The 20,397-nt window shown below is 69.7% G+C and carries 16 protein-coding genes; 7 read left to right on the top strand and 9 right to left on the bottom strand.

What is annotated here, in order from left to right; translation table 11 throughout:
- Positions 1-19: 19 nt before the first annotated feature.
- Positions 20-976 (bottom strand): hypothetical protein, encoded by a 957-nt coding sequence (locus tag IFSED24_RS07620; RefSeq protein ID WP_491334618.1) that lies wholly within the window; start codon positions 974-976, stop codon positions 20-22.
- Positions 977-1,139: 163 nt separating this feature from the next.
- On the opposite strand from IFSED24_RS07620, the gene hutU reads away from it, so the two are divergent.
- A complete protein-coding gene (hutU, locus tag IFSED24_RS07625; RefSeq protein WP_491335037.1) occupies positions 1,140-3,173 on the top strand; it encodes a urocanate hydratase in 2,034 nt (677 codons plus the stop codon).
- Positions 3,174-3,303: 130 nt separating this feature from the next.
- Positions 3,304-4,242 (top strand): FAD-dependent thymidylate synthase, encoded by a 939-nt coding sequence (thyX, locus tag IFSED24_RS07630; protein WP_491334619.1) that lies wholly within the window; start codon positions 3,304-3,306, stop codon positions 4,240-4,242.
- Positions 4,243-4,276: 34 nt separating this feature from the next.
- On the opposite strand, the gene IFSED24_RS07635 is transcribed toward thyX, so the two are convergent.
- The 3 genes from IFSED24_RS07635 to IFSED24_RS07645 all read right to left on the bottom strand — a co-directional run bounded on the left by IFSED24_RS07635 (position 4,277) and on the right by IFSED24_RS07645 (position 7,057).
- Positions 4,277-5,215 carry an endonuclease/exonuclease/phosphatase family protein gene (locus IFSED24_RS07635; protein WP_491334620.1) on the bottom strand — a complete coding sequence of 313 codons (939 nt, stop codon included), beginning with the start codon at positions 5,213-5,215 and terminating at the stop codon, positions 4,277-4,279.
- 132 nt (positions 5,216-5,347) lie between these two features.
- Positions 5,348-6,439: a hypothetical protein gene (locus tag IFSED24_RS07640; RefSeq protein WP_491334621.1), complete on the bottom strand. Its 1,092-nt coding sequence runs from the start codon at positions 6,437-6,439 to the stop codon at positions 5,348-5,350.
- Positions 6,440-6,454: 15 nt separating this feature from the next.
- Positions 6,455-7,057: a hypothetical protein gene (locus tag IFSED24_RS07645; RefSeq protein ID WP_491334622.1), complete on the bottom strand. Its 603-nt coding sequence runs from the start codon at positions 7,055-7,057 to the stop codon at positions 6,455-6,457.
- A 181-nt stretch (positions 7,058-7,238) separates the two neighbouring features.
- Here IFSED24_RS07645 and IFSED24_RS07650 point away from each other — a divergent pair, with 181 nt between their 5' ends.
- The 3 genes from IFSED24_RS07650 to IFSED24_RS07660 all read left to right on the top strand — a co-directional run bounded on the left by IFSED24_RS07650 (position 7,239) and on the right by IFSED24_RS07660 (position 13,298).
- Complete coding sequence (locus IFSED24_RS07650) at positions 7,239-8,693, top strand: ubiquitin family protein (protein WP_491334623.1); 1,455 nt, start codon at positions 7,239-7,241, stop codon at positions 8,691-8,693.
- 90 nt (positions 8,694-8,783) lie between these two features.
- Positions 8,784-11,621 (top strand): alpha-galactosidase, encoded by a 2,838-nt coding sequence (locus IFSED24_RS07655; protein WP_491334624.1) that lies wholly within the window; start codon positions 8,784-8,786, stop codon positions 11,619-11,621.
- 174 nt (positions 11,622-11,795) lie between these two features.
- Complete coding sequence (locus IFSED24_RS07660) at positions 11,796-13,298, top strand: two-component system sensor histidine kinase NtrB (RefSeq protein ID WP_491334625.1); 1,503 nt, start codon at positions 11,796-11,798, stop codon at positions 13,296-13,298.
- On the opposite strand, the gene IFSED24_RS07665 is transcribed toward IFSED24_RS07660, so the two are convergent.
- The 4 genes from IFSED24_RS07665 to IFSED24_RS07680 all read right to left on the bottom strand — a co-directional run bounded on the left by IFSED24_RS07665 (position 13,234) and on the right by IFSED24_RS07680 (position 17,068).
- The gene (locus IFSED24_RS07665; protein WP_491334626.1) at positions 13,234-14,439 is read right to left on the bottom strand and encodes an MFS transporter; all 1,206 of its coding nucleotides are present in this window, start codon (positions 14,437-14,439) and stop codon (positions 13,234-13,236) included. The two genes, IFSED24_RS07660 and IFSED24_RS07665, sit on opposite strands and share 65 nt — an antisense overlap.
- A 67-nt stretch (positions 14,440-14,506) precedes the next feature.
- Positions 14,507-14,671, bottom strand: coding sequence for a DUF5989 family protein (locus IFSED24_RS07670; RefSeq protein WP_491334627.1), 165 nt, complete (start codon positions 14,669-14,671; stop codon positions 14,507-14,509).
- Positions 14,672-14,684: 13 nt separating this feature from the next.
- Positions 14,685-16,511 (bottom strand): carbamoyltransferase family protein, encoded by a 1,827-nt coding sequence (locus tag IFSED24_RS07675; protein WP_491334628.1) that lies wholly within the window; start codon positions 16,509-16,511, stop codon positions 14,685-14,687.
- Positions 16,508-17,068 carry a hypothetical protein gene (locus tag IFSED24_RS07680; protein ID WP_491334629.1) on the bottom strand — a complete coding sequence of 187 codons (561 nt, stop codon included), beginning with the start codon at positions 17,066-17,068 and terminating at the stop codon, positions 16,508-16,510. The genes IFSED24_RS07675 and IFSED24_RS07680 overlap by 4 nt, the downstream gene beginning before the upstream one ends.
- Positions 17,069-17,127: 59 nt before the next feature.
- On the opposite strand from IFSED24_RS07680, the gene IFSED24_RS07685 reads away from it, so the two are divergent.
- Both IFSED24_RS07685 and IFSED24_RS07690 read left to right on the top strand, forming a co-directional pair.
- Complete coding sequence (locus tag IFSED24_RS07685) at positions 17,128-18,213, top strand: SGNH/GDSL hydrolase family protein (RefSeq protein WP_491334630.1); 1,086 nt, start codon at positions 17,128-17,130, stop codon at positions 18,211-18,213.
- An 89-nt stretch (positions 18,214-18,302) separates the two neighbouring features.
- Complete coding sequence (locus IFSED24_RS07690) at positions 18,303-18,665, top strand: STAS domain-containing protein (protein WP_491334631.1); 363 nt, start codon at positions 18,303-18,305, stop codon at positions 18,663-18,665.
- Between the two features lie 13 nt (positions 18,666-18,678).
- Here IFSED24_RS07690 and malQ read toward each other — a convergent pair whose 3' ends face one another.
- Positions 18,679-20,277, bottom strand: coding sequence for a 4-alpha-glucanotransferase (malQ, locus tag IFSED24_RS07695; protein WP_491334632.1), 1,599 nt, complete (start codon positions 20,275-20,277; stop codon positions 18,679-18,681).
- Between the last annotated feature and the right edge of the window lie 120 nt (positions 20,278-20,397).

The following is a 20,397-nucleotide window of genomic DNA, read 5'->3' on the forward strand; positions in this document are numbered from 1 at the left end:
AGTTCCCCCTCCCCGACGATCAGCGGGCGAGCAGACTGACGCCCAGATGGAAGCCGAGCATGGTGTGTTGATCATCGCCGCGGCCGGTATCCAGATTGACGACGTGCAGGCCGCGCACGCCGATGTCCAGCGCGCCGCCCGTACCCAGGGGAATCAGGAACCCGACGCCGCCGTTGTAGCCGAGGTAGGCCTTTTCGGGATTGAGCAGTGCGAGCCCCTCCACCTCGTAACGCCCGACGCCGCCCTCGAGGTAGAAGCGCGCCGCGTCGTCGGTCTCTCCTGGCGGCAGGAGCGAGAGACCGGCCCAGTAGCCAGCGATCTGTACGTCGCCGGAGGGGTCGACCAGGTCGAAATCGTAATCGATCGCCGGGTCGACGTAGACGTCCTGGCGACCGGGCAACTCGTGCCAGCTGAAGCCGCCGGCCAGGAAGACCGGCCCCACGAGCTGGATCCGGGTGCGCAGGCCGAAGCCGAGCCCGGCTCCGCGGTCACCGAAGTCATCATCGTGGCTCTTGGCCATCCCCGCTTCCAGGCCGAACAGGAAGCGCCAATCCTCCCGGCGAGGCTTCTCGGGCTGGCGCGCGCCGATCTCGGCGTAGCTCGTCTCCTGCTGGGGACGCGAAGGCGGCGGCGGTTGCATGGCGGGGGCCGGCGACCACGGCATCACGGCCAGCTTCTCGAGCGCCCAGGCGGGCAACACCTCGCTGGTGATGTCGCGACCGCTGGCATCGCGAAGGCCGACCAGTTCGGAGGGACGATAGAGCCGGCGGGCACCATCGGCCCGGACCGCCCAGACGCCACCGTCGGTCTCGGACCAGCGCACGGTCATGCCCGGCATTTCCCATTCCCCGGCGAGGATGATGGTCACGTTGGTCAGGTCGCGGGGCACCAGGAGCTTACCCGAGGCGGGGAAAACGAGGCACAGGAGCACCAACAGCGCCGATGCGCAGGCGCGCTGGACAAGGAGGCGTGTCATGGCTGGGCCTTTCCCAGGGGTCGCATCAGGGGTGGCAATCCCGTGTCCTGATGATACAGCGTCACGACCCTGCGGGGCAACCCCCCGCCCACATTTCCTTTCCCCGGTCGGCATGCTATCTTCCCGGGTGAACCAGAAATCCAGGAGGATCACCGTGAACGACCTGCCCCTGAGCGCGTTCCAGGACCACATCCGACGCGGGATCGGCGCGGCCCTGCCCGAGCCCCCGGCCACCGACCCCACCGTCAGCCGCGCCCCCGTCCGCCCCATGCTCCTGTCGGCCGACGAGAAGCGCCTGGCCCTGCACAACGCGTTGCGTTACTTCCCGGCCCACCTGCACGCCGACCTCGCCCCCGAATTCGCCCGCGAGCTGGCCGCGTACGGCCGCATCTACATGCACCGCTACCGCCCGCCCTACGCCATGCACGCGCGGCCCATCGGCGACTATCCAGCGCAATGCCGGCAGGCCGCCGCCATCATGCTCATGATCCAGAACAACCTGGACCCCGCCGTGGCCCAGCACCCGTACGAGTTGATCACCTACGGCGGCAACGGGACCGTCTTCCAGAACTGGGCGCAGTACCTGTTGACCATGCAGTACCTGAGCGAGATGACCGAGGAGCAGACCCTGGTCGTGTACTCGGGGCACCCCCTGGGCCTCTTCCCCAGCCACCGTGACGCGCCGCGCGTGGTGGTGACCAACGGCATGGTCATCCCCAACCACAGCTCGGGCGACGACTACACGCGCATGGCCGCGCTCGGCGTCACCAGCTACGGCCAGATGACCGCGGGCAGCTACATGTACATCGGGCCCCAGGGCATCGTGCACGGGACCACCATCACCATCCTCGGGGCGGGCCGGCTCTACCTCGGCGACGGTGGGCAGAACCCCCTGGCCGGGAAGGTCTACGTCACCAGCGGCCTCGGCGGCATGAGCGGCGCCCAGGGCAAGGCCTCGGTGATCGCGGGCTGCGTCGGCGTGATCGCCGAGATCAATCCGGCGGCGGCGTACAAGCGGCACGAGCAGGGCTGGGTCGACGAGATCCACCAGGACCTCGACCAGCTCCTGCTGCGGATCGAGCGGGCCAAGCGGAACAGGGAAGCCGTGGCCCTGGCCTACCTGGGCAACGTGGTCGACCTGTGGGAGCGGTTCGTGGCCAGCGACGTGGAGGTGGAACTGGGCAGCGACCAGACCTCGCTGCACATCCCCTACACCGGCGGCTACTACCCCGTGGGCATGACGCTCGACGAGGCCAACGCCATGATGGCCAGCGACCCCGCCGGCTTCAAGGAGCGCGTCCAGGCCTCGCTGCGGCGGCACATCGGCGCGGTGGACACGCTGGCCAGGGACCGTGGACTGCACTTCTGGGACTACGGCAACGCGTTCCTGCTCGAGTGCTCGCGCGCCGGGGCCGACATCGCCAAGCCCGACGGCCGCTTCACCTATCCGAGCTACGTCGAGAACATCATGGGCCCCATGTGCTTCGACTACGGCTTCGGCCCGTTCCGCTGGGTCTGCACCAGCGGCGACCCGGCCGACCTGATCACGAGCGACCGGATCGCCGGCGACGTGATCGCCGAGCTGGCCGACGCCGCGCCGCCCGAGACCAGGCAGCAGTACCTGGACAACTTGCGCTGGATCCGGCGGGCCGGCGAGAACCGCATGGTGGTGGGCTCGCAGGCGCGCATCCTCTACAGCGACGAGGAGGGCCGGCGGCGCATCGCCGAGGCCTTCAACCGCGCCGTGGCCAGCGGCGAGCTCTCGGCGCCGGTGGTGCTGGGCCGCGACCACCACGACGTCTCGGGCACCGACAGCCCGTTCCGCGAGACCGCCAACATCCACGACGGCAGCATGTTCACCGCCGACATGGCGGTGCAGAACTGCATCGGCGACGGCTTCCGCGGCGCCACCTGGATCTCGCTGCACAACGGCGGCGGCGTGGGCTGGGGCGAGGTGATCAACGGCGGCTTCGGCATGGTGCTCGACGGTTCGCCCGACGCCGAACGGCGCCTGAACCTCATGCTCAACTGGGACGTCAACAACGGCATCGCCCGCCGCGCCTGGGCGCGCAACGAGCCCGCGGAGTTCGCCATCAAGCGCGCCATGGCGCGCGATCCGCGGCTGACGGTGACGGTGCCGGCCCATGCGGATGAGACCGTGGTGGACGGGGCCATCACCGGCGCCTTCGGCGACTAGCTTTCATGGCCCGGGGCCCCGGCCCCGGGTCCGATCCATTGTCGACGCCAACCCGCCCTGTCGCTTACCGCGCTCCTGTGCTAGATTCCTGCCCATCTCGCCCAGGACACCAGCCCCGAGGATCCGACCCATGCCCGAACAGCACGCCGAACGCCTCCAGCGCCCCCACGTCGCCGCCCTCGACGAGATCCTGGGCCAGGTCTTCCCCGTCCTCGACGACGGCTTCGTCCGCGTGGTCGACTACATGGGCGACGACGCCGCGGTGGTCCAGGCGGCGCGCGTGAGCTACGGCGAGGGCACCAAGAAGATCTCCGACGACCGGGGCCTGATCCGCTACCTGCTGCGGCACCGCCACACGACGCCCTTCGAGATGTGCGAACTCAAGCTCCACGTGCGGGTGCCCATGGACGCCTGGCGGCAGTGGATCCGCCATCGCACGGCGTCGGTGAACGAAACGAGCACCCGCTACTCCATCGCCATCGACCGTGCCCAGCGCACCGCGCCCGACCAGTGGCGGATGCAGGCGGCCAACAACCGCCAGGGCAGCGACGGCGAACTGGCCGCCGACACCGGCGCGGCACTCTCGGCGCAGGAAGTCGAGCTTCAGGACCACGCCCGCGCGGTCTACCAGGAACGCCTCGACCTGGGCGTCGCCCGCGAGCAGGCGCGCAAGGACCTGCCGCTGTGCACCTACACCGAGGCCTACTGGAAGATCGACCTCCACAACCTGCTGCATTTCCTCGGCCTGCGGATGGATCGCCACGCCCAGCTCGAGATCCGCGAGTACGCCACGGTGATCGGCGAGCAGATCGCCGCCCGCTGGATCCCGCTGACCTGGGAGGCGTTCCAGGACTACCGCGCCGGCGCCCTGGCGCTCTCGCGTCTCGATCGCCGGGTGCTGGCGGCCATGGGCCAGGGCGACAAGGCGGCTGCGCTGGCGGTGGCCGAGCAGGCGGGCTGGCTCAAGCGTTCGGCCAAGACAGGCCAGCTCATCCGCAACCGCGAGCGCGCCGAACTCGAGGCCAAGGCCGCGGAACTCGGCCTCGCCCTGCCGTGGGATGCGGACTGAGGAGCACTCCCCTGGAATAGACCGACGACGGCGGTCAGGGCAGCGCGCTGCCGGGCAGGATCACCACCACCGGCAGGTGGTCGCTGAGCAGACGCGTGTAGGTGCCGTCGAGAACCTGGTCGATGCGCGGCGTGCGGCAGTCCGCGCCGGGCGCGGCGAGCGCGGGGAACAGCTCGTCGGTCACCAGGATATGGTCCAGATGGCTCTGTCCCGGCCCCCAGGACCAGCCGCTGGCGGGACCCTCGGCCAGGGCCTGGTCGGCGAAGCGATACGACTCGGCCCGGTCGTAGAACGGCATGAAGACGTTGTGCAGCGGCGGGTCGGTGAGCAGGTCGTTGAGGTCGCCGAGCATGATCACGGCCTGATCGGGATACTCGTCGGCGATGTACTCCTCCAGGTAGGTGCTGGCGAGCAGGCGCCGGTTCTCCTCGTCGTCGGGATTATCGGGGTCGAGCACTCCGTTGCCGCAGCACTTGAAGTGGTTGTCGATGACCACCAGTTCGTGGCCCTGCCAGGTCAGCTCGAGGATCAGCGGCTCGCGCGGGAAGGCGCGCCAGGCGTCGCCGGCCGCCGGCAGCCACTCGTGGACCCGCTGGACCGAGACCGTGCTGTCGAGCCAGACGTAGCCCAGGTTCTGGTAGCTGTCCGAGGTGGCCATGTAGCCCGACCAGTCGGGCAGCTGTTCGAGGAGCTGCGTGAAACGCTGCTGCTGGGCGATCTCCTGCAGCGCCACCAGGTCGGCGCCGAGCCCGGCGATGGCCTGAGCGGCCAGCGCGACCTCCTCGTTGCCCGCGTCCTGCGCGAAGTTGTGAAGGTTCCAGGTGACGGCCTCGAAGGTGGTGTCGGTGCCGACCGTGTAGGGCAGGAAGGGATTGTCCGGCACCGGTTCGATGACCTTGGTCTCCGAACTGCCGCAGGCCACGAGGAGGGTCAGGAGTAGGCAGGCCAGCAGCAACAGACAGATACGCAGCATTTCAGGATTCCTTCGGCCGGACCATGGAGTTGTCCCGTCCAGATGTCGCAACGCCCGGGACCGTCCCCGACCGTGAACTACTAAAGATGTCCCGCAAAACAGGGCAAGTCCAGCCGGGATCGCTGGGGGCGGTCAGTTGACCGGCAGGTTGTCGCCGAGGGCGTCGATCAACAGCGGGGCCAGCGTGGCGTGGTCCACCCGGTCCAGGGCGCCGTTGCGGGCGGTGTAGGCGTTGGCGCCCTCGCCCACGAAGTCCGGGTCCTCGAGGTGGACGTTCCAGGCGTCGCCGCTCACGCATTCGACCAGCCGGCCGGCGAAGTCCAGGCGGCAGACCACCCCGATCACGCCCTTGTAGTGGAGCCGTGGCTGCAGCTCGAGCAGGAAATCGCCGTCGCCGCACTCGTCGCCGCGCACCGTGAGGCCCAGATCGGTGAGCGCCTGCACGAACTCCTGGTGCAGGTAGGCCTCGTCCAGGCGGTCGCCGGCCGGACGCACCGGCAGCAGCTTGAACGACAGGCGGAGGTCGCCCACCAGTTCCTGGCGGCGCATCTCCACTACATCCCAGCGCGCCTGATCCTGGGGCAGATTGGCGGGCGGCTGACCCGTGACCGCCCACAGCTCCATGGCCCGCTGATGCAGTTCGTTGTAGCTCTCGCGCGCCTCTCCGTAGGCCGCGGCGAAGGCAGGCAGGTCGCCGCTGGGCACCGCGTCCACGGCCGCGGTGCTGCGGGCGAGCGCCGTGGCGGCGCGGTCGTAGTCGCGGAACAGGACCTGGCCGGCCTCCCGGCGCGGCAGGTAGGCCACCACGTGGTAGGTGCCGTCCTGTTCGCGCCGGCTGTCCAGGTCGATGTGGATCAGCTCGGCATGGGAGAACGCCGCGTATTGCTGGATGCGCTGGTTGGTCGAGGCGATGTAGGTCTCGAACCCGTCGCGATTCTCGCTGCCGATGCTGGTCACGGTCTGCGACTGGAGCGACGACCGGATCTGCGCGGCGATGGCGCTGCGCGCCCGGTTCTCGGCATCCTCCATGCTCTCGGTGCTGGTGCCGGTGGCCACCAGGTGCGCGTGCTCCGGATAAACGGTCTGGGGAGCGGTCTGCACGGGTGGTTTGGCGCTGTTGCAGCCGCCGACCAGCAATAGGCCCAGGGCCGCGGCCGCCACCAGGGCAGCCGCGGCCGGACGGCGGTGCGAACACCGCGACAGGATCGCTTCGGGGGCTCGCATCGGACCTCGCTCGGGCTAGTCGCCAGTCTTCTCCCACAGACGGCCCTGGCCCTCGCGGGCGCGCTCGACGATGTCCTGACGGACCTGCTCGTTGAGCTGGGACATCTGGCCGACCTTCTTGCTGAACTCCTCGATGTCGACGGCGGCCAGCACCCACATGGTGTTGGTCGGGGAGATCCACATCTCCTCCATGCCGGCGCCGGAGAGGTCCATCTTGGCCACCTGGGCCACCATGTTCTCGACGTGCTGCTCGTCGTTGGCCGCCCCGGCGTAGTCCTCGCCGCCGGTGGTGGAGGCCTGGTAGCTCTCGAGCAGCGAGCGGACCTCGGCCTGGATGCGCAGGACGATGTCGTTGCGCGCGCGGGCCAGGGCGGTATCGCGGGCCAGGCCCACGTCGCGGCTGCCGGTGAACGAACCGAGGCCGTAGATCTTCTCCTGGTCGGGACCGCTGCCCTTGATGACCCACTCGGGGGCCCCGCGCAACTCCTCGGCGATGTACGTGTCGGGGTTGGACTGGACGCCCTCGTCCTTGCCGCCGCCACAGCCGGGCAGGATCAGCACGGCGATCATCAGTGCCGTGCAGGCGAGAGCGATCCGGATCATGGGAACGTGGCGCATGGCGAGCCCCTCCATTTTCGAGGTTGGTGTTGCCGATCAGCGGGTCGTCCGTGACGGTCGGCCACGGGTCATGCGCCCCGATGCTAGCGGGGCCCGGGGTTCCCGTCAAGGCGCACGAACGCACACCGCTTGCCCCCGGCAGCGGGTTGGGGCATAATCCGGCCACCCAAGGAGGGAATCCATGCGCCGTCTCGCTCTCTTCGCCCTGATCCTGCTGCTCGCGGCCACCGCGCGGCCCCAGCAAGACGAGGACCCCGCCGACGAGATGCGCCGCTGGATGCGCCAGCAGCGCGACGAATTCACGGAGTACGTCTCCGAACAGGACCGCGAGTTCGCCGCGTTCCTGAGCGATGCCTGGCGCGAGTTCGACCTCGCCGCCGGCCGTATCCGCGACACGGCGCCCAAGCCCGTGACGGTCCCGCGCGCGCCGGAGCCCGCGACCCCGGCGCCACCGCCTGCGGACCTGCCCGGGGCGGCGCCCGTCACCCCCATCGCGCCCCCGCCCGCCATCCCCGAGCCACCCGCCACCCGTGCGGCGGACAGCGACCTGGATCTGGACTTCCTGGGCCTGGTCTACCGCCTGCCCGTGGCCCGCGAATGGCGCCGCTTGCCCCGTCGCGATCCCGGGCCCGCGGATGCCAGCGAGGCCTGGCTGGCCCTCAGCCAGATCGACGGCGAACCCTTCCACGACGCCTTCGCACGACAGGCCAGCGAGCGCCAGCTCGGCGACTGGGGCCGGTTCAAGCTGCTGGAGGCGCTCGCTGGCGAGGTCTACCCCATGGATTCCTCGCGCCGCGCGCTCCTGCACTGGTACCTCGCGGTCCGCGCCGGTCTCGACGTGCGGCTGGCCTACGGCCGTCCCGGCTATGTCGTGCTCTACGCCACCGTCCGCGATGTCTACCAGATCCATTTCCTGGTGCGCGACAAGGTGGCCTACTACATCCACGATCCCGCCGGCCGCTTCGCCGAGACCGAGAAGCTGCGCACCTACGACGGCCAGGGCCCCGGCGGCCTGCGGCCGCTGGCCCTCGACTTCGCCACGCTGCCGCTGACCGGACCGGATCTCGAGCACCGCACGCTCTGCTGGGAGCTCAACGGGGTCGATCTGGAGACCGAGGTGGTCCTGGACCGCCAGCTGGTCGCCTTCCTGGGCTCGGTGCCCCAGACCAACCTGGACAGCCACTTCGGCGCCAGCCTCTCGCCGCGGACGCTCCAGTCGCTGCGCGATGCGCTCGCCCCCGAGCTCGAGAAACGCGGTCCCAGCGGCCGGGTCGGCGTGCTGCTGCATTTCGTCCAGACCGCGCTGCCCTACGCCACCGACCAGGAACAGTTCGGTTACGAGGACTACCTCTACCCCGACGAGTCGCTCTTCTACCCCGCCTGCGACTGCGAGGACCGGGCCGCGCTCTTCGCGGCGCTGGTGCGCGAACTGGTGGGACTGGACGTGGTGGGGCTGGACTATCCCGGGCACATCGCCACGGCGGTGGCCTTCGACGAGGACATCCCCGGCGATCGATTCACCTACGAGCAGGTCCGTTACACCGTCTGCGATCCCACCTACATCGGCGCGGGCATCGGGCGCAGCATGCCCATCGCCGGCGCAGATCGACCGGGGATCATCGCGGTGGCTGGCTAGCGCGTCTCCCCGAGCGCCATTGTCTCGACAACGCGCGATCGATTTGCCATGTTCCGGGAAACCACCGTCCCGCCGCCCCAAGGAGCTGCCATGTCCCGCATCCCCCGGCCCCACCTCGGCATCATGGCCGTGATGCTGCCGTTCGTCATCCTGCTGCTCCTGCTGATCACCCTGGATCCGGCCAAGGCCATGTCCAGCGGCCCGGGCGAGCCGGAACGGATCACCGTCGCGAGGGCCGACACCGGCGAACAGGTCTTCACCATCCAGAACGAGCGCGTGGCCTGCACCATCACCTTCGCCGAGGATGGACGGCTGCTGCGCGAGGTCCTCGCCGGCCAGCACGCCTGGCTCGACGGGTACGGCGCGCAGAACGTGCGCCTGGAACTGGACGGCGGTTTCGCCTGGGAACTGGTCTGGAATTCCTGGCGCTCGCCGGGCCACGTGCACAACTCGGCCAACCCGGTGACCGTCGACCACACCGGTTTCCGCTACGACACTCACCACGCAGACGGCGACACCCTCGTGATCACCCTGGTCGACGCGGAGCTGGGCTTCGCCGCCGACCTGGCCTGGACTCTCGCGGCCGACGAGTTCGCCGTCCGCCGCCGCGTCGTGCTCCGCGACCCCGCCGCGCGCGGCCACCGCCTCGTACGCGTCTGGCAGCGCCGCGGCGTCATCCACGACACCGCACGGCTGGTCAAGAATGGGGATTACGGCCAGCCCGTGGCCTTCACGGTCCAGGACGGCGGCGCCTTCCTCGGGCTGGAGTGGCCCGCCGCCACCAACACCATCGAGCCCGTGGGCTGCGGCGCGGTCTGGCTCGAGTGCGTCGAAGCGCTCGAACGAGCCGTGGATCAGGAGGGCACGGCCGGCGAGTGGTGCGTGGCGGCGATCACGCCCGACCCTCACGTCCGCCTCTGGTTCGACCGCTACTGCGACACCATCCGCGTGGCCCCGCTCGAACCCTACCTCCTCTACAACTCGTGGTACGACATCCGCTCGCGGCGCTACGTCATGGAGCACCTCACCGGCGAGGAGCGCGATGTCATGACCAGCGAGACCATCCTGCGCATCGCCCGCGACTTCCGCACACGCTTCTGCGACCCCTACGGCATCGCGCTCGACGCCTTCGTCCTCGACGACGGCTGGGACGTCTACGCCAGCGACTGGGTCCTGCGCCAGGAGGAATTCCCCGGCGGCCTGCGCCCCGTGGTCGACGAGCTCGCCGCCATGGGCACCACCCTCGGCATATGGTTCGGCCCCACCGGCGGCTACAGCTACCGCCAGGACCGCATTGACTGGATGGGCGCCCACGGCTACGAGGTCACCGCCAACAACATGCTCTGCGTGGGCGGCACCCGTTATCACGGCCTGCTGAAACGCCGCAACCTGGACTTCATCGCGCAGCACGGCGTGGGCTACTTCAAGTGGGACGGCATCCAGTTCGCCTGCAACCAGCCCGCTCACGGCCACCCCGTGGGCCTGGCCTCGCGCCGCGCGATCCTCGAGAACGTGGTGGACCTCTCCCGCACCATGCGCGCGGCCGACCCGGACATCTACCTCAACATCACCAGCGGCACCTGGCTGTCTCCCTGGTGGCTGAAGATCGCCGACATGATCTGGATGCAGGGCTACGACTACGGCTACGCCGGCGTCCCCTCGCTCTCGGCCCGCGACGCCGCCATGACCTACCGCGACGTCGTCCTCCACGACGACTTCGCGGTGCAGGACTGCTGGTTCCCTCTGGCCAACCTCATGACCCACGGCATCATCAAGGGTCACCTGCAGAAGCTGGGCGGCGAGGTCGAACCTCTGGATCGGTTCACCGACAATGCGCTGCTCTACTTCGCCCGCGGCGTCGCCATGTGGGAGCTCTACGTGTCGCCCAACCTGCTCAGCGAAGGCGAGTGGGACGCCATCGCGCGCTCGGTGGTGTGGGCGAAGGACCGCTTCGACATCCTGAAGCAGACCGTGATGATCGGGGGCTCGCCCGCGAATGGCGAGGCCTATGGGTACGCGCACTTCCTGGACGACCGGGGGATCCTGGCGCTGCGCAACCCGGGCCCCGAGCCTCAGGTCCTCCGGGTGGTGCTGGATCCGGCCCACGGCCTGGCCGCCTCGGCGGTCGATCTGGCGGCCATCGCCACCTATCCCGTCCTCTCCACTCTCGGACATGGCCATGCCGCCGGCGACACCCTGGCCATCGCCCTCGCCCCCTTCGCGCTGCGCATCGTGGAGATCGAGCCGCGAACGGACTCTCCCTGGCCCCTGATCAGCGGGCTGGACCTCGACCTCGTGCGCCAGGACGGCCGGCAGCTGTTCTTTGCCGGCTCCCTGAGCGAGTCCGGCCTGCCTCCGCGGCTGCTCGACCCGGAGCGGGTCCGAGCCTGGTCTATCGACGGCCGGCCACAACCCGTGGCGTCCACCGCGGCCCCAGCCACCGGCGCGGCGGGCCCGGTGGCCGTGGCGACGGCGCCGGCCACCGCCCGCGTCGACGACGCTGGTGCGGTGACGATCCGGCTTTCGGGCAGCGACGGCCCGGTGGTGCTCCTGCGCCAGGACCCCAAGCTGGGCCAGGACTTACCGGATGTGGCGGGTTTCGCCATCATGGCCGAGGCCGGGCAGCCCCGGCGAACGGTCCCGTTGAAGGTGGAGAACCAGGGCCCCGGCTGGATCTGGGTTTCCCTCCCTTCCGACATCGCCGCCACCGCGTCGGAGATCCGGATCGCCCCGCTGCCCGACGGCCAGCCGTGGCGCGGGACCTGCCAGCAGGCGATGCGCCTGGCCAGCAGTTCACCCGAAATGCTCGAGGTCACGGTCGAACTGGCGGACGCCACGGTGTTGCCGCCCTTGCCGCCCCAGCCGCGTCGCCAAGGTTGGAATCTCCGGATCGCCGGTCTGGGTCCAGCGCTCACGATCGGAGACTGACCTCCTCCGCGGCCGGGTCCAGCCGTTGTCCTGGCCTTGCCTGCAGCGGTCTTCATTCGACCTGGACACCGTGCCGGCGGTGGCCGATCATCCGTCGACGGCGGCCAGCCGGCCACCCCCAGGTCGACTATCTTGTCACCATGAGACCCTCGACCCCACATTCAGGAATCCGGCATGACACACCATCATGAACACGACTGCCTTCCGGTCGAGGACATCGTCGACTGCATCTGGCGCCTGGACCTCGACTGGCGGCTGACCTACGTCAGCCCCGCCGCCGAGACCATGTTCGGCATCCCCGCCGCAGCGCTGGTCGGCAGCCAGCTCGGGGACCACCTCGAGGCCGAGGATCTCGGTCGGCTGCAGGAGCGGCTGCGCCAGGCCCTCGGCCACAGCGACCGCACGCGGCCCGTGCTCTACGAGACCCGGGTCCGGCACGCCGACGGCCACCTCGTGCCGGTGGAGATCCACAGCCGCGTGGTCCTGGACACGGCCGGCGAACCCGAGGGAATCGTGGGCGTGGCGCGCGACATCACGAACCGGCAGCGGCGCGAACACACCACGCTCAGCGAGGAGAACGACCGGCTCCAGCAGCAGAAGATGGACGCCGTGGCCGGACTGGCCAGCGGCGTGGTCGACGATTTGCACCAACTCGTGGTCGCCCTGGCCGACTGCCCCGAGGCCGCGGAAAAGCCCGGGATGCTGCCGCTACTCGAACAGGCCGCCGAGCGGGTCTTCCAGCTGCGCACCCTCGCCGGCCGTCAGGATCTGCTGCGCCGTGACCTCGACATCGACACGACCCTGACCGCCCTGCTCGAGGACATCCGTCCCGAGCTTCCCCAGCAGTATGCGCTGATCCTCAAGCCGGGAGCTGGCGGATCCACGGCCAGCGTCGACCTCGAGCTGCTGGACCAGGTGATCCGCGCCCTGGTGGTCAACGCCTGCGATGCCATGCCGGCCGGCGGCGTGGTCACCATGACCACCGGGATCCGCGACGCCGCGCGCCCACCCGACGGACCGCCGGCCGCCGCCCCTCGGCCCTGGATCTTCATCGAGGTGCGGGATACCGGCGAAGGCCTGAGCGCCGCCGATCGCGAGCGGATCCTCGAACCGTTCTACACCACCCGCGAGGACGGCGCAGCGGGCCTCGGACTCGCACTGACCCACGGCATCGTGGCCCAGCACGGGGGCCGGTTGGAGATCGAGAGCGAACCGGGCCAGGGCAGCGCCTTCCGGGTCCTGCTGCCGGCACGGTTCGCCGACGAGGTCCCGAGCGAGGCCCCCGCAGCCGGGGCCACCGGCCAGGTCGTCCTCCTCGTGGACGACGACCCCACTGTCCGAAGGTACTGCGAGACGGTGCTCGAGTCCGCCGGCTATGGCGTGGTCGCTTGTGCCGACGGGGTGGAGGCCCTGGCCGTGGTCAGCGGCGGCGACCACTTCGACCTCATGCTGCTGGACTGGGCCCTGCCCGGCCTCGACGGCCGGCGTGTGCGCGAGCAGGTGGCCCGCCGGAGTCCGGACCTGCCGATCATGATCATCAGCGGCTTCGAGCGCGAGAACTACGAGGCGCTGGGCGGGATCGACCACCAGACGCCCTGGCTCAGGAAGCCCTTCACGCCGGCGGCGCTGCTGGCTGCGGTGCGGGCGCTGCTGCCGGCGCCGGGATCCGGATCCTGAGGCAGACGAAGAAGCCGGCCAGCGCGATCAGCGCCGCCAGCACGAACACCCACTGATAGCCGAGGTGCGCCCAGAGCCAGCCCGAGGCGATGGGCAGGCTCATGGCCACCGCATGGTCGATGGTCAGGCCCAGCGACATGGTGGGCGTGATGTCGGCGGGGTCGACGGCGATCTTCTTGAGGTACGTGGTGCGGGCCACGCGCAGGGCGAAGAGGGTCTGGTCGAGGACGTAGGCCGTGTACAGCGCCCAGATGACGCCGGTAGCGGGGAAGAGCCAGTCGGCGAAGGCGTAGACCAGGCAGATGGCGATGAGCAGGATCTCGTCGACGGCCAGGACCAGACGTTCGCCCACCCAGTCGATGACGTCGCCCAGGAGCGGCCGCAGCACCACGCCCAGCGCCGAGCCGAGGAACATCAGGGTGGCGATGGTGGAGACCGGAACGCGGTGGATGTCCACCAGGACCCAGGTGCCGAACACGAAGAAGATCTGCTTGCGGATGCCGAAGAGCGCCGAGATGGCGTAGAAGACGTGGTACTCGCGCCGCCACACGAACCGCCGCGGCGCCGGATCGCCCCGACCGGTCTCGATGCGGAAGAAGTTGTAGCCCGCCACCACGGCGAGCACGGCGGCCACGAGGTAGAAGACGGTGTAGTCGTCGCCGAGGATCCGGGCGATCAGGAACACCGCGCCGGCGCCCAGCAGCCCGCCCAGATTCTTGGCGCCCCCGAACTGGCCGAGGCGCCGCCCTTCACCGCCGCGCTGGGCGAGCTTCAGCCCCAGCGGCCCTTCCAGGGCGAAGTTCATGTGGTCGCCGGTGCTCCAGACGAAGATCCACAGCACCGCCCACCACGCCGACGGCGCCAGCAGCGCCATCCCCACCGCACCCAGCATGGTCACCACCATGGCCACGGCCATGGATCGCCCCTCGCGGAAGTGCGCCGCCAGCAAGCCCACCGAGAAGATCACCAGGAACCCCGGCAGCTCGCGCGGGAACTCGAGCCAGCCGCGAGCCTCGGCGCTGAACGCGTGGACGTCGTGGAGGTAGTTGCCCAGCGTGGAATTGAAGATGCCGGCGGTGGCGCCGAAGGCCACGCTGGCCAGGAGCATGCGGCGGAAATCGAGGCGCTGTTGCGGGGTCACCGGGAAGCCTCCTTCAAGGAGGCGGCAACATCGTCATCACCGGCGGGAATGGCAAGCCGGCGGCGGCTCAGAACAGCGTGTAGATGAACGGCGCGGCCACCTGGCCCGTGGCGATCATCAACCCGAGGACCAGCATCACCACCACCAGCGGCACCAGCCACCAGGCCTTGTTGCGCGCGGCGAAGCGGCCGATCTCGGCGAGCAGGCGACCCAGGTGGCGCAGGCGGTGCATGCGAGGGCTCCTTCTAGTCCAGCGGCAGGGCGGCGCGCCAGTCGCCGGCCTCGTCCCAGGCCGGCTGCTCCATCTTCGCGAGGAAATGGTTTCCCAGGACCAGGGTGTCCATCTCGGTGCGCATGAAGCAGCGATAGGCGTCGCTCGGCGTGCAGACGATGGGCTCGCCGCGCACGTTGAAGCTGGTGTTGATGATGGCGGGACAGCCGGTGAGCGCGGCGAATTCATCGAGGATGCGGTGGTAGCGCGGATTGGTCTCCTGGTGCACGGTCTGGATCCGCGCCGAGCGATCGACGTGCGTGATGGCGGGCAGGTCGCTGCGGACCTGGTTCACCGTGGCGATGACGTCGTCGGCGGCCGGGTGGTCGGTCTCGCACCAGCGCGACCGGGCCACCGGCGCGGTGAGCAGCATGTAGGGCGATGGCGCCTGGAGGTCGAAGCACTCCTGGGCACGCTCGGCGAGCACCGACGGGGCGAAAGGCCGGAAACTCTCACGGAATTTGATCTTCAGGTTGAGCACCGATTGCATCCGCGGCGACCGGGCATCGGCCACGATGGAGCGGTTGCCCAGCGCCCGCGGGCCAAACTCCATGCGCCCCTGGAACAGGCCCACCACCTCCTGGGCGGCGATGCGCCTGGCGACCTCCTGCTCGAGCTCACCGTCAGCGAGGGTGCGGTAGGGGTAGCCGCGATGGTCGAGCCAGGCGGCGATGTCGGCGTCGCTGAAGGCCGGACCGAGATAGGCCCCAGCCATGCGATCGCGCCCGTCCAGGACCCTGGCGTTCCCTTCGAGCTGGTGCCACGCGTAGAGAGCCGCGCCCACCGCGCCGCCGGCGTCACCGGCAGCGGGCTGGATCCAGAGCTCCTCGAAGGGGCCCTCGCGCAACAAGCGGCCGTTGGCCACGCAATTGAGGGCCACGCCGCCGGCGAGGCAGAGGTGGCGGTCGCCGGTGGCGCGGTGCGCGTGGCGCGCCATCCGCAGGACCACGTCCTCGGTGACCGCCTGGATCGACCGCGCCAGGTCGCATTCGCGCCGCGTGAGCGCCGACTCGGGCGTACGTGGCGGGCCATCGAACAGCCGTGCGAAGCGTTCGTTGGTCATGTGCAGGCCCGCAAGGTAATCGAAGTACGAGAGGTCGAGGCGGAAGCTGCCGTCCTGGCGCAGGTCGATGAGATGCTCGCGGATCCGCTGCTCGAAGCGTGGCTCGCCGTAGGGTGCCAGGCCCATGAGCTTGTACTCGCCGCTGTTGACGCGGAAACCGCAGAAAAAGGTGAATGCGGAGTAGAGCAGCCCCAGCGAGTGCGGGAAGTGGATCTCCTCGAGGATGCGCAGCCGCCGGTCGCGTCCCGCGGCCAGGCTGCTGGTGGCCCACTCGCCCACGCCGTCGAGCGCGAGGATCGCCGCGCTTTTGAAGGGCGAGGCGAAGAACGCCGAGGCGAGGTGGGCCTCGTGATGCTCGGTGAAGAGGATCCGACCGGGGCGGCCGGCGCCGGCACGCTCGAGTTCCTTCTCGAGCTCGGCGGGGATCCACAGCTTCTGGCCCAGCCACGGCGGTACGGCCTGCACGAAGGTGCGCAGGCCGCGGGGCGCCACGGCGAAGGCGGTCTCGAGAATGCGCACGAACTTGGTGAGCGGCTTGTCGTAGAAGACCACCGCGTCCAGATCGCCCCTGCCGACCCCGCCCTCGGCCAGACAGTAACGCACCGCGTGGCGGGGGAAGCGCGCGTCGTGCTTGCGGCGCGTGAAGCGCTCCTCCTGGGCGGCGGCCACCAGCCGGCCGTCCTGCAAGAGGGCCGCAGCGGCGTCGTGGTAGTAGGCGCTGATCCCCAGGATATTCACGCGGGCGGTCCTCCGTCCCGGTCGCGCGTCAGTTCGGCCAGGAGGTCGGCATCGGGCAGCGCGCCTTCCGGACGTGCCAGCGTTCGCGCCGGGCGGTCCTCGATCAGGAACTGGCGCTCGCTGGCGTCGGCGGCCGCCATGAGCCGGCGTGGGATCCAGGCCGTCCGGCCTGGAGCGTGCAGTGCGCGGTGGAGCGGATCGCGGCGCAGGGCGCGCAGCAGCAGGCCGACCGGCACGAATACCAGCAGCCACAGGGTTCCCAGCAGCAACCAGGCCAGGCCACGACCCACCAGTTCGCCGAACCGCCCCAACCCCTGCAGGACAGGGCCGAGCCAGAGCGGGCGCCACAGTGCCACCAGCACCTGGGCCGCGCCCAGTGCCACGAGCACGCGGCCGGCGAGGTCGTGCCCAAAAACCTTGTTCAGGACCGTCCCCAGGGCGAGCACCACCAGACCCGGCATCAATCCACGCCGGCGCAGGCGGGCTACCCGGAGGGCCTCCTGGGCGCCGGATTCCTGGTCGCGCCAGGGCCAGATCTGTCGGCTTGCAGTGGACACGATCGCTCCGGTGGAAAAAGCGCGGGCAAGGCGGCCCGCGGTGGCGTATCTTCGGCGGCGTGAGTATCGAACGAAGGACAGGAAAAGGCAAGCCGCCCCTGAGGACCTCCCTCCTGCGTCGCCTGGCCGTGGTGCTGGGCAAGCTCCTGCTATCGCTGCTGCTGACCGTGTTCCTGCTCGAACTGGGTACACGGCTGCTGATGCCCGAGAACCGCTTCGAGCTGATCCCCAACACCTTCGACCCGGTCTGCCGCATCCGGCAGGAGGCTCACGGACGCGGCTTCGTCCGCTGCCCCGAGTACAGCATCGCGCTGCGCATCAACGGCGGCGGCCTGCGCCACGACCGCGAGATCCCCCACGCCCGCACCGCTGGCATCCGGCGCGTGCTCTGCCTGGGCGACTCGTTCACCTGCGGGCTGGGCGTGGACGCCGACCAGACCTACGCCGCCCGCCTCGACGAGCTGCTCGGGCCCTCGGTCGAGGTGCTGAATGCCGGCGTGGCCGCCACCGGCACTGCCGAGCAACTGGCCTGGTACGAGCTCGAGGGCCGGCGCTACGCAGCGGACGTGGTCATCGTCGCCCCGTGCGTCAACGACTGGACCGACAACACCAAGGGCGGACTGTTCACCCTCGCCGACGACGGTACGTTGCGGCAGCACCCGGCGACGGAGAGCCGCACCCTCCGCTGGCTGCGCCGGTTGCGCGACCTGCCGGGATACGCCACCTGGTTCGCCCGCTCGCATTTCCTGAACCGCTTCCGGCAGTGGTACGCGGTGCGTCACCACGGTCGGCTCGAACTCGAGGCGGCCGACGGTGCGGCGGCGGACGCGGTCCGGCAGCACGAACAGGCGCTCATGTCGGCGCTCCTGAAGCGGTTGCGCACCTCCTGCGAGCACGACGGCGCAGCGCTGCTGGTGATGCCCATCCCGGCGGTGCCCGGCAGTGGTGAGGCCCAGCGCCAGCAAGCCGAGCTGGCCGCGTTTCTCGAACGCGAGGGCTTCGCCTGGCTCGATCTGCGCGACGAGGTGGCGGCGGGGTTCGGCACCGGGAACCGGCTTTATTATCCTGTGGATGGCCACTGGACCGCCCTCGGGCACGAGCGGGCCGCGAGGCGACTGGCCCGACAGCTGGCGGATACCGAATAGCTGTGACCTAGAGTTCGCTTGCAAAAGTGGACCATCTCGAACTAGACTCGACAATCATCATCACTTCATTCCCGGGAAGGGAACTCGACATGAAGCGCAAACCCAGCCTGTGCGCCACCATCGTTCCAGAACCGACGAGCGCCGAGCAGACCATCATCCTCAAGGGCAGGATGCTGGGCACCCCCGAATGCTACGAGCTGCTCGAGACCATCCGCGACGGCATCCGGGACGGGCTGAGCCGCGTGGTCATGGACATGAAGCAGGTGGACATCATCAACAGCGCCGGCGTGGGGATCATCGCGGCCATCATCACCTCGGCCAACAACCAGGGCGGTCAGCTGGTGCTGGTGGGGCTGCAGGATCGCTGCCGACAGGTGCTCGAGATCATGCACCTGCACCAGTTCGCCGAGATCAGCGACACCGATCCGCAGAGCGATTCCGCCACGACCTGATCGCCCGCCGCCGTCAGACCGCCGGGTCCACGCCACGGGGCCCGGGACTGGTCTGTTCCACACCCTCGACATCATCCTCATAGAGCGACCGCCGCTGGTCGGGACGGCGCCGTCCCAGCCAGGTTAAGTGGGCCAGCCGGTGCCGGGCCTCGTGCTCGGGATCGAGCGCCCAGGCCGGCAATCGCCAGTTCCAGTTGCCGCTCTCGGCTCCGGGCTGGTTCATCCGGCCCTCGCGCCCCAGCGACAGCACGTCCTGCATGGGCATGACGAAGGTGTGGGCCACCGATAGCATGCCCAGACGGATGAGCGTCCAGTTCGGCTCGTCCACATTATGCCCGACATAGTCGCGGACCTTCTGCTTCGTGTCCTCGTCGCAGTCCTCGTGCCACCAGCCGTTGGTGGGGTCGTTGTCGTGGGTGCCCGAATAGACCACGCAGTTCTGCCGGTGGTTGTGCGGCTGGAAGGGGTTGCGCGGTTCGCTCCAGGCGAACTGCAGGACCTTCATTCCCGGCATGCCGAAGGTATCGCGTAGATCCTCCACGGGCTGAGTGATCACCCCCAGGTCCTCGGCCACGATGGGCAGGGCGCCCAGATGCCGTTGCAGCGCCTCGAAGAGTGCCGCGCCCGGCCCCTTCACCCAGGTACCCTTGATGGCGTTCTCGGCCGTCGCCGGGACCTCCCAGTACGCCTCGAAGCCACGGAAATGGTCGATCCGCACGAGGTCCGTCTGGCGCAGGCAGAGGCGGATGCGCTCGGCCCACCAGACGTAGTCCTCGCGCGCCATGGCCTGCCAGTCGTAGAGCGGGTTGCCCCAGAGCTGGCCCGTCTCGCTGAAGTAGTCGGGGGGCACGCCGGCCACCACGGTGGGGTAACCCTCGGGATCGAGGTGGAAGAGATCGGGGCGGGCCCAGACGTCACAGCTGTCGTGGGCCACGAAGATGGGCAGGTCGCCCAGGAGACGGACGCCCTGACCGTTGGCGTAGTCGCGCAGGTCGGCCCACTGGCGTGCGAAGACCCACTGCCGGAACGCGTGGGCCGCCACGCGCTCCTGGAGGCGGTCGGCGGCGGCGGCCATGGCAGCGCGGTCGCGTCCGGCCAGTTCGGACGGCCAGGCGACCCAGGGCTGGCCGCCGTGCTCCTCCTTGAGCGCCACGAAGAGCGTGAAGTCGCGGAGCCAGGCCTGCTCTTGATCACGGAAGGCCGTGAAGGCCACCCGGTCGGCCTCGCCCGCGTGGTCGCGGAAACGCGCCCAGGCCCGATCGAGCAGTCCGAACTTCCAGGAGATCACGGCGCCGAAATCGACCCGGTCCCGGGAAAAGAGCGGCATGTCCTGGAAGTCGGCCTGCTGGAGCCAGCCCTCCTCGGCCAGCCCGGCCAGGCTGATCAGGAGCGGGTTGCCGGCCAGGGCGCTGAGGGTCTGGTAGGGCGAGTCGCCATAGCTCGTGGGGCCCAGCGGTAGGACCTGCCACAGGCTCTGGCCCGCGGCGACGAGCCAGTCGACGAAGCGGTAGGCCTCCTCGCCCAGGTCACCGATGCCGTGCGGGCCCGGCAGGCTGGTGGGATGCAGGATGACGCCGCTGCCGCGGGGAAAGAGGTCGTCGGGATGGGTCATGGTCGGTACTCCGGCTGGGGGCGACGTGGACGCCTGGACGGTGCCACATAATCAGCAGCGGCGGGCGATGGCAACCCCAAAACGGCGCGGAGCCGCCCCGCCCGGGCAGCTCCGCACGCG

It is taken from the genome of Candidatus Latescibacter sp. IFSED24 (genome assembly GCF_058273205.1).

What these genes read in the sequence shown, in the direction of transcription:
- IFSED24_RS07690 (WP_491334631.1), top strand. Translation starts at nt 18,303, where the DNA reads ATGAAGCGCAAACCCAGCCTGTGCGCCACCATCGTTCCAGAACCGACG.
- IFSED24_RS07670 (WP_491334627.1), bottom strand. Translation starts at nt 14,671, where the DNA reads ATGCACCGCCTGCGCCACCTGGGTCGCCTGCTCGCCGAGATCGGCCGC.
- IFSED24_RS07655 (WP_491334624.1), top strand. Translation starts at nt 8,784, where the DNA reads ATGTCCCGCATCCCCCGGCCCCACCTCGGCATCATGGCCGTGATGCTG.
- IFSED24_RS07645 (WP_491334622.1), bottom strand. Translation starts at nt 7,057, where the DNA reads ATGCGCCACGTTCCCATGATCCGGATCGCTCTCGCCTGCACGGCACTG.
- thyX (WP_491334619.1), top strand. Translation starts at nt 3,304, where the DNA reads ATGCCCGAACAGCACGCCGAACGCCTCCAGCGCCCCCACGTCGCCGCC.
- IFSED24_RS07660 (WP_491334625.1), top strand. Translation starts at nt 11,796, where the DNA reads ATGACACACCATCATGAACACGACTGCCTTCCGGTCGAGGACATCGTC.
- IFSED24_RS07640 (WP_491334621.1), bottom strand. Translation starts at nt 6,439, where the DNA reads ATGCGAGCCCCCGAAGCGATCCTGTCGCGGTGTTCGCACCGCCGTCCG.
- IFSED24_RS07650 (WP_491334623.1), top strand. Translation starts at nt 7,239, where the DNA reads ATGCGCCGTCTCGCTCTCTTCGCCCTGATCCTGCTGCTCGCGGCCACC.
- IFSED24_RS07620 (WP_491334618.1), bottom strand. Translation starts at nt 976, where the DNA reads ATGACACGCCTCCTTGTCCAGCGCGCCTGCGCATCGGCGCTGTTGGTG.
- malQ (WP_491334632.1), bottom strand. Translation starts at nt 20,277, where the DNA reads ATGACCCATCCCGACGACCTCTTTCCCCGCGGCAGCGGCGTCATCCTG.
- IFSED24_RS07635 (WP_491334620.1), bottom strand. Translation starts at nt 5,215, where the DNA reads ATGCTGCGTATCTGTCTGTTGCTGCTGGCCTGCCTACTCCTGACCCTC.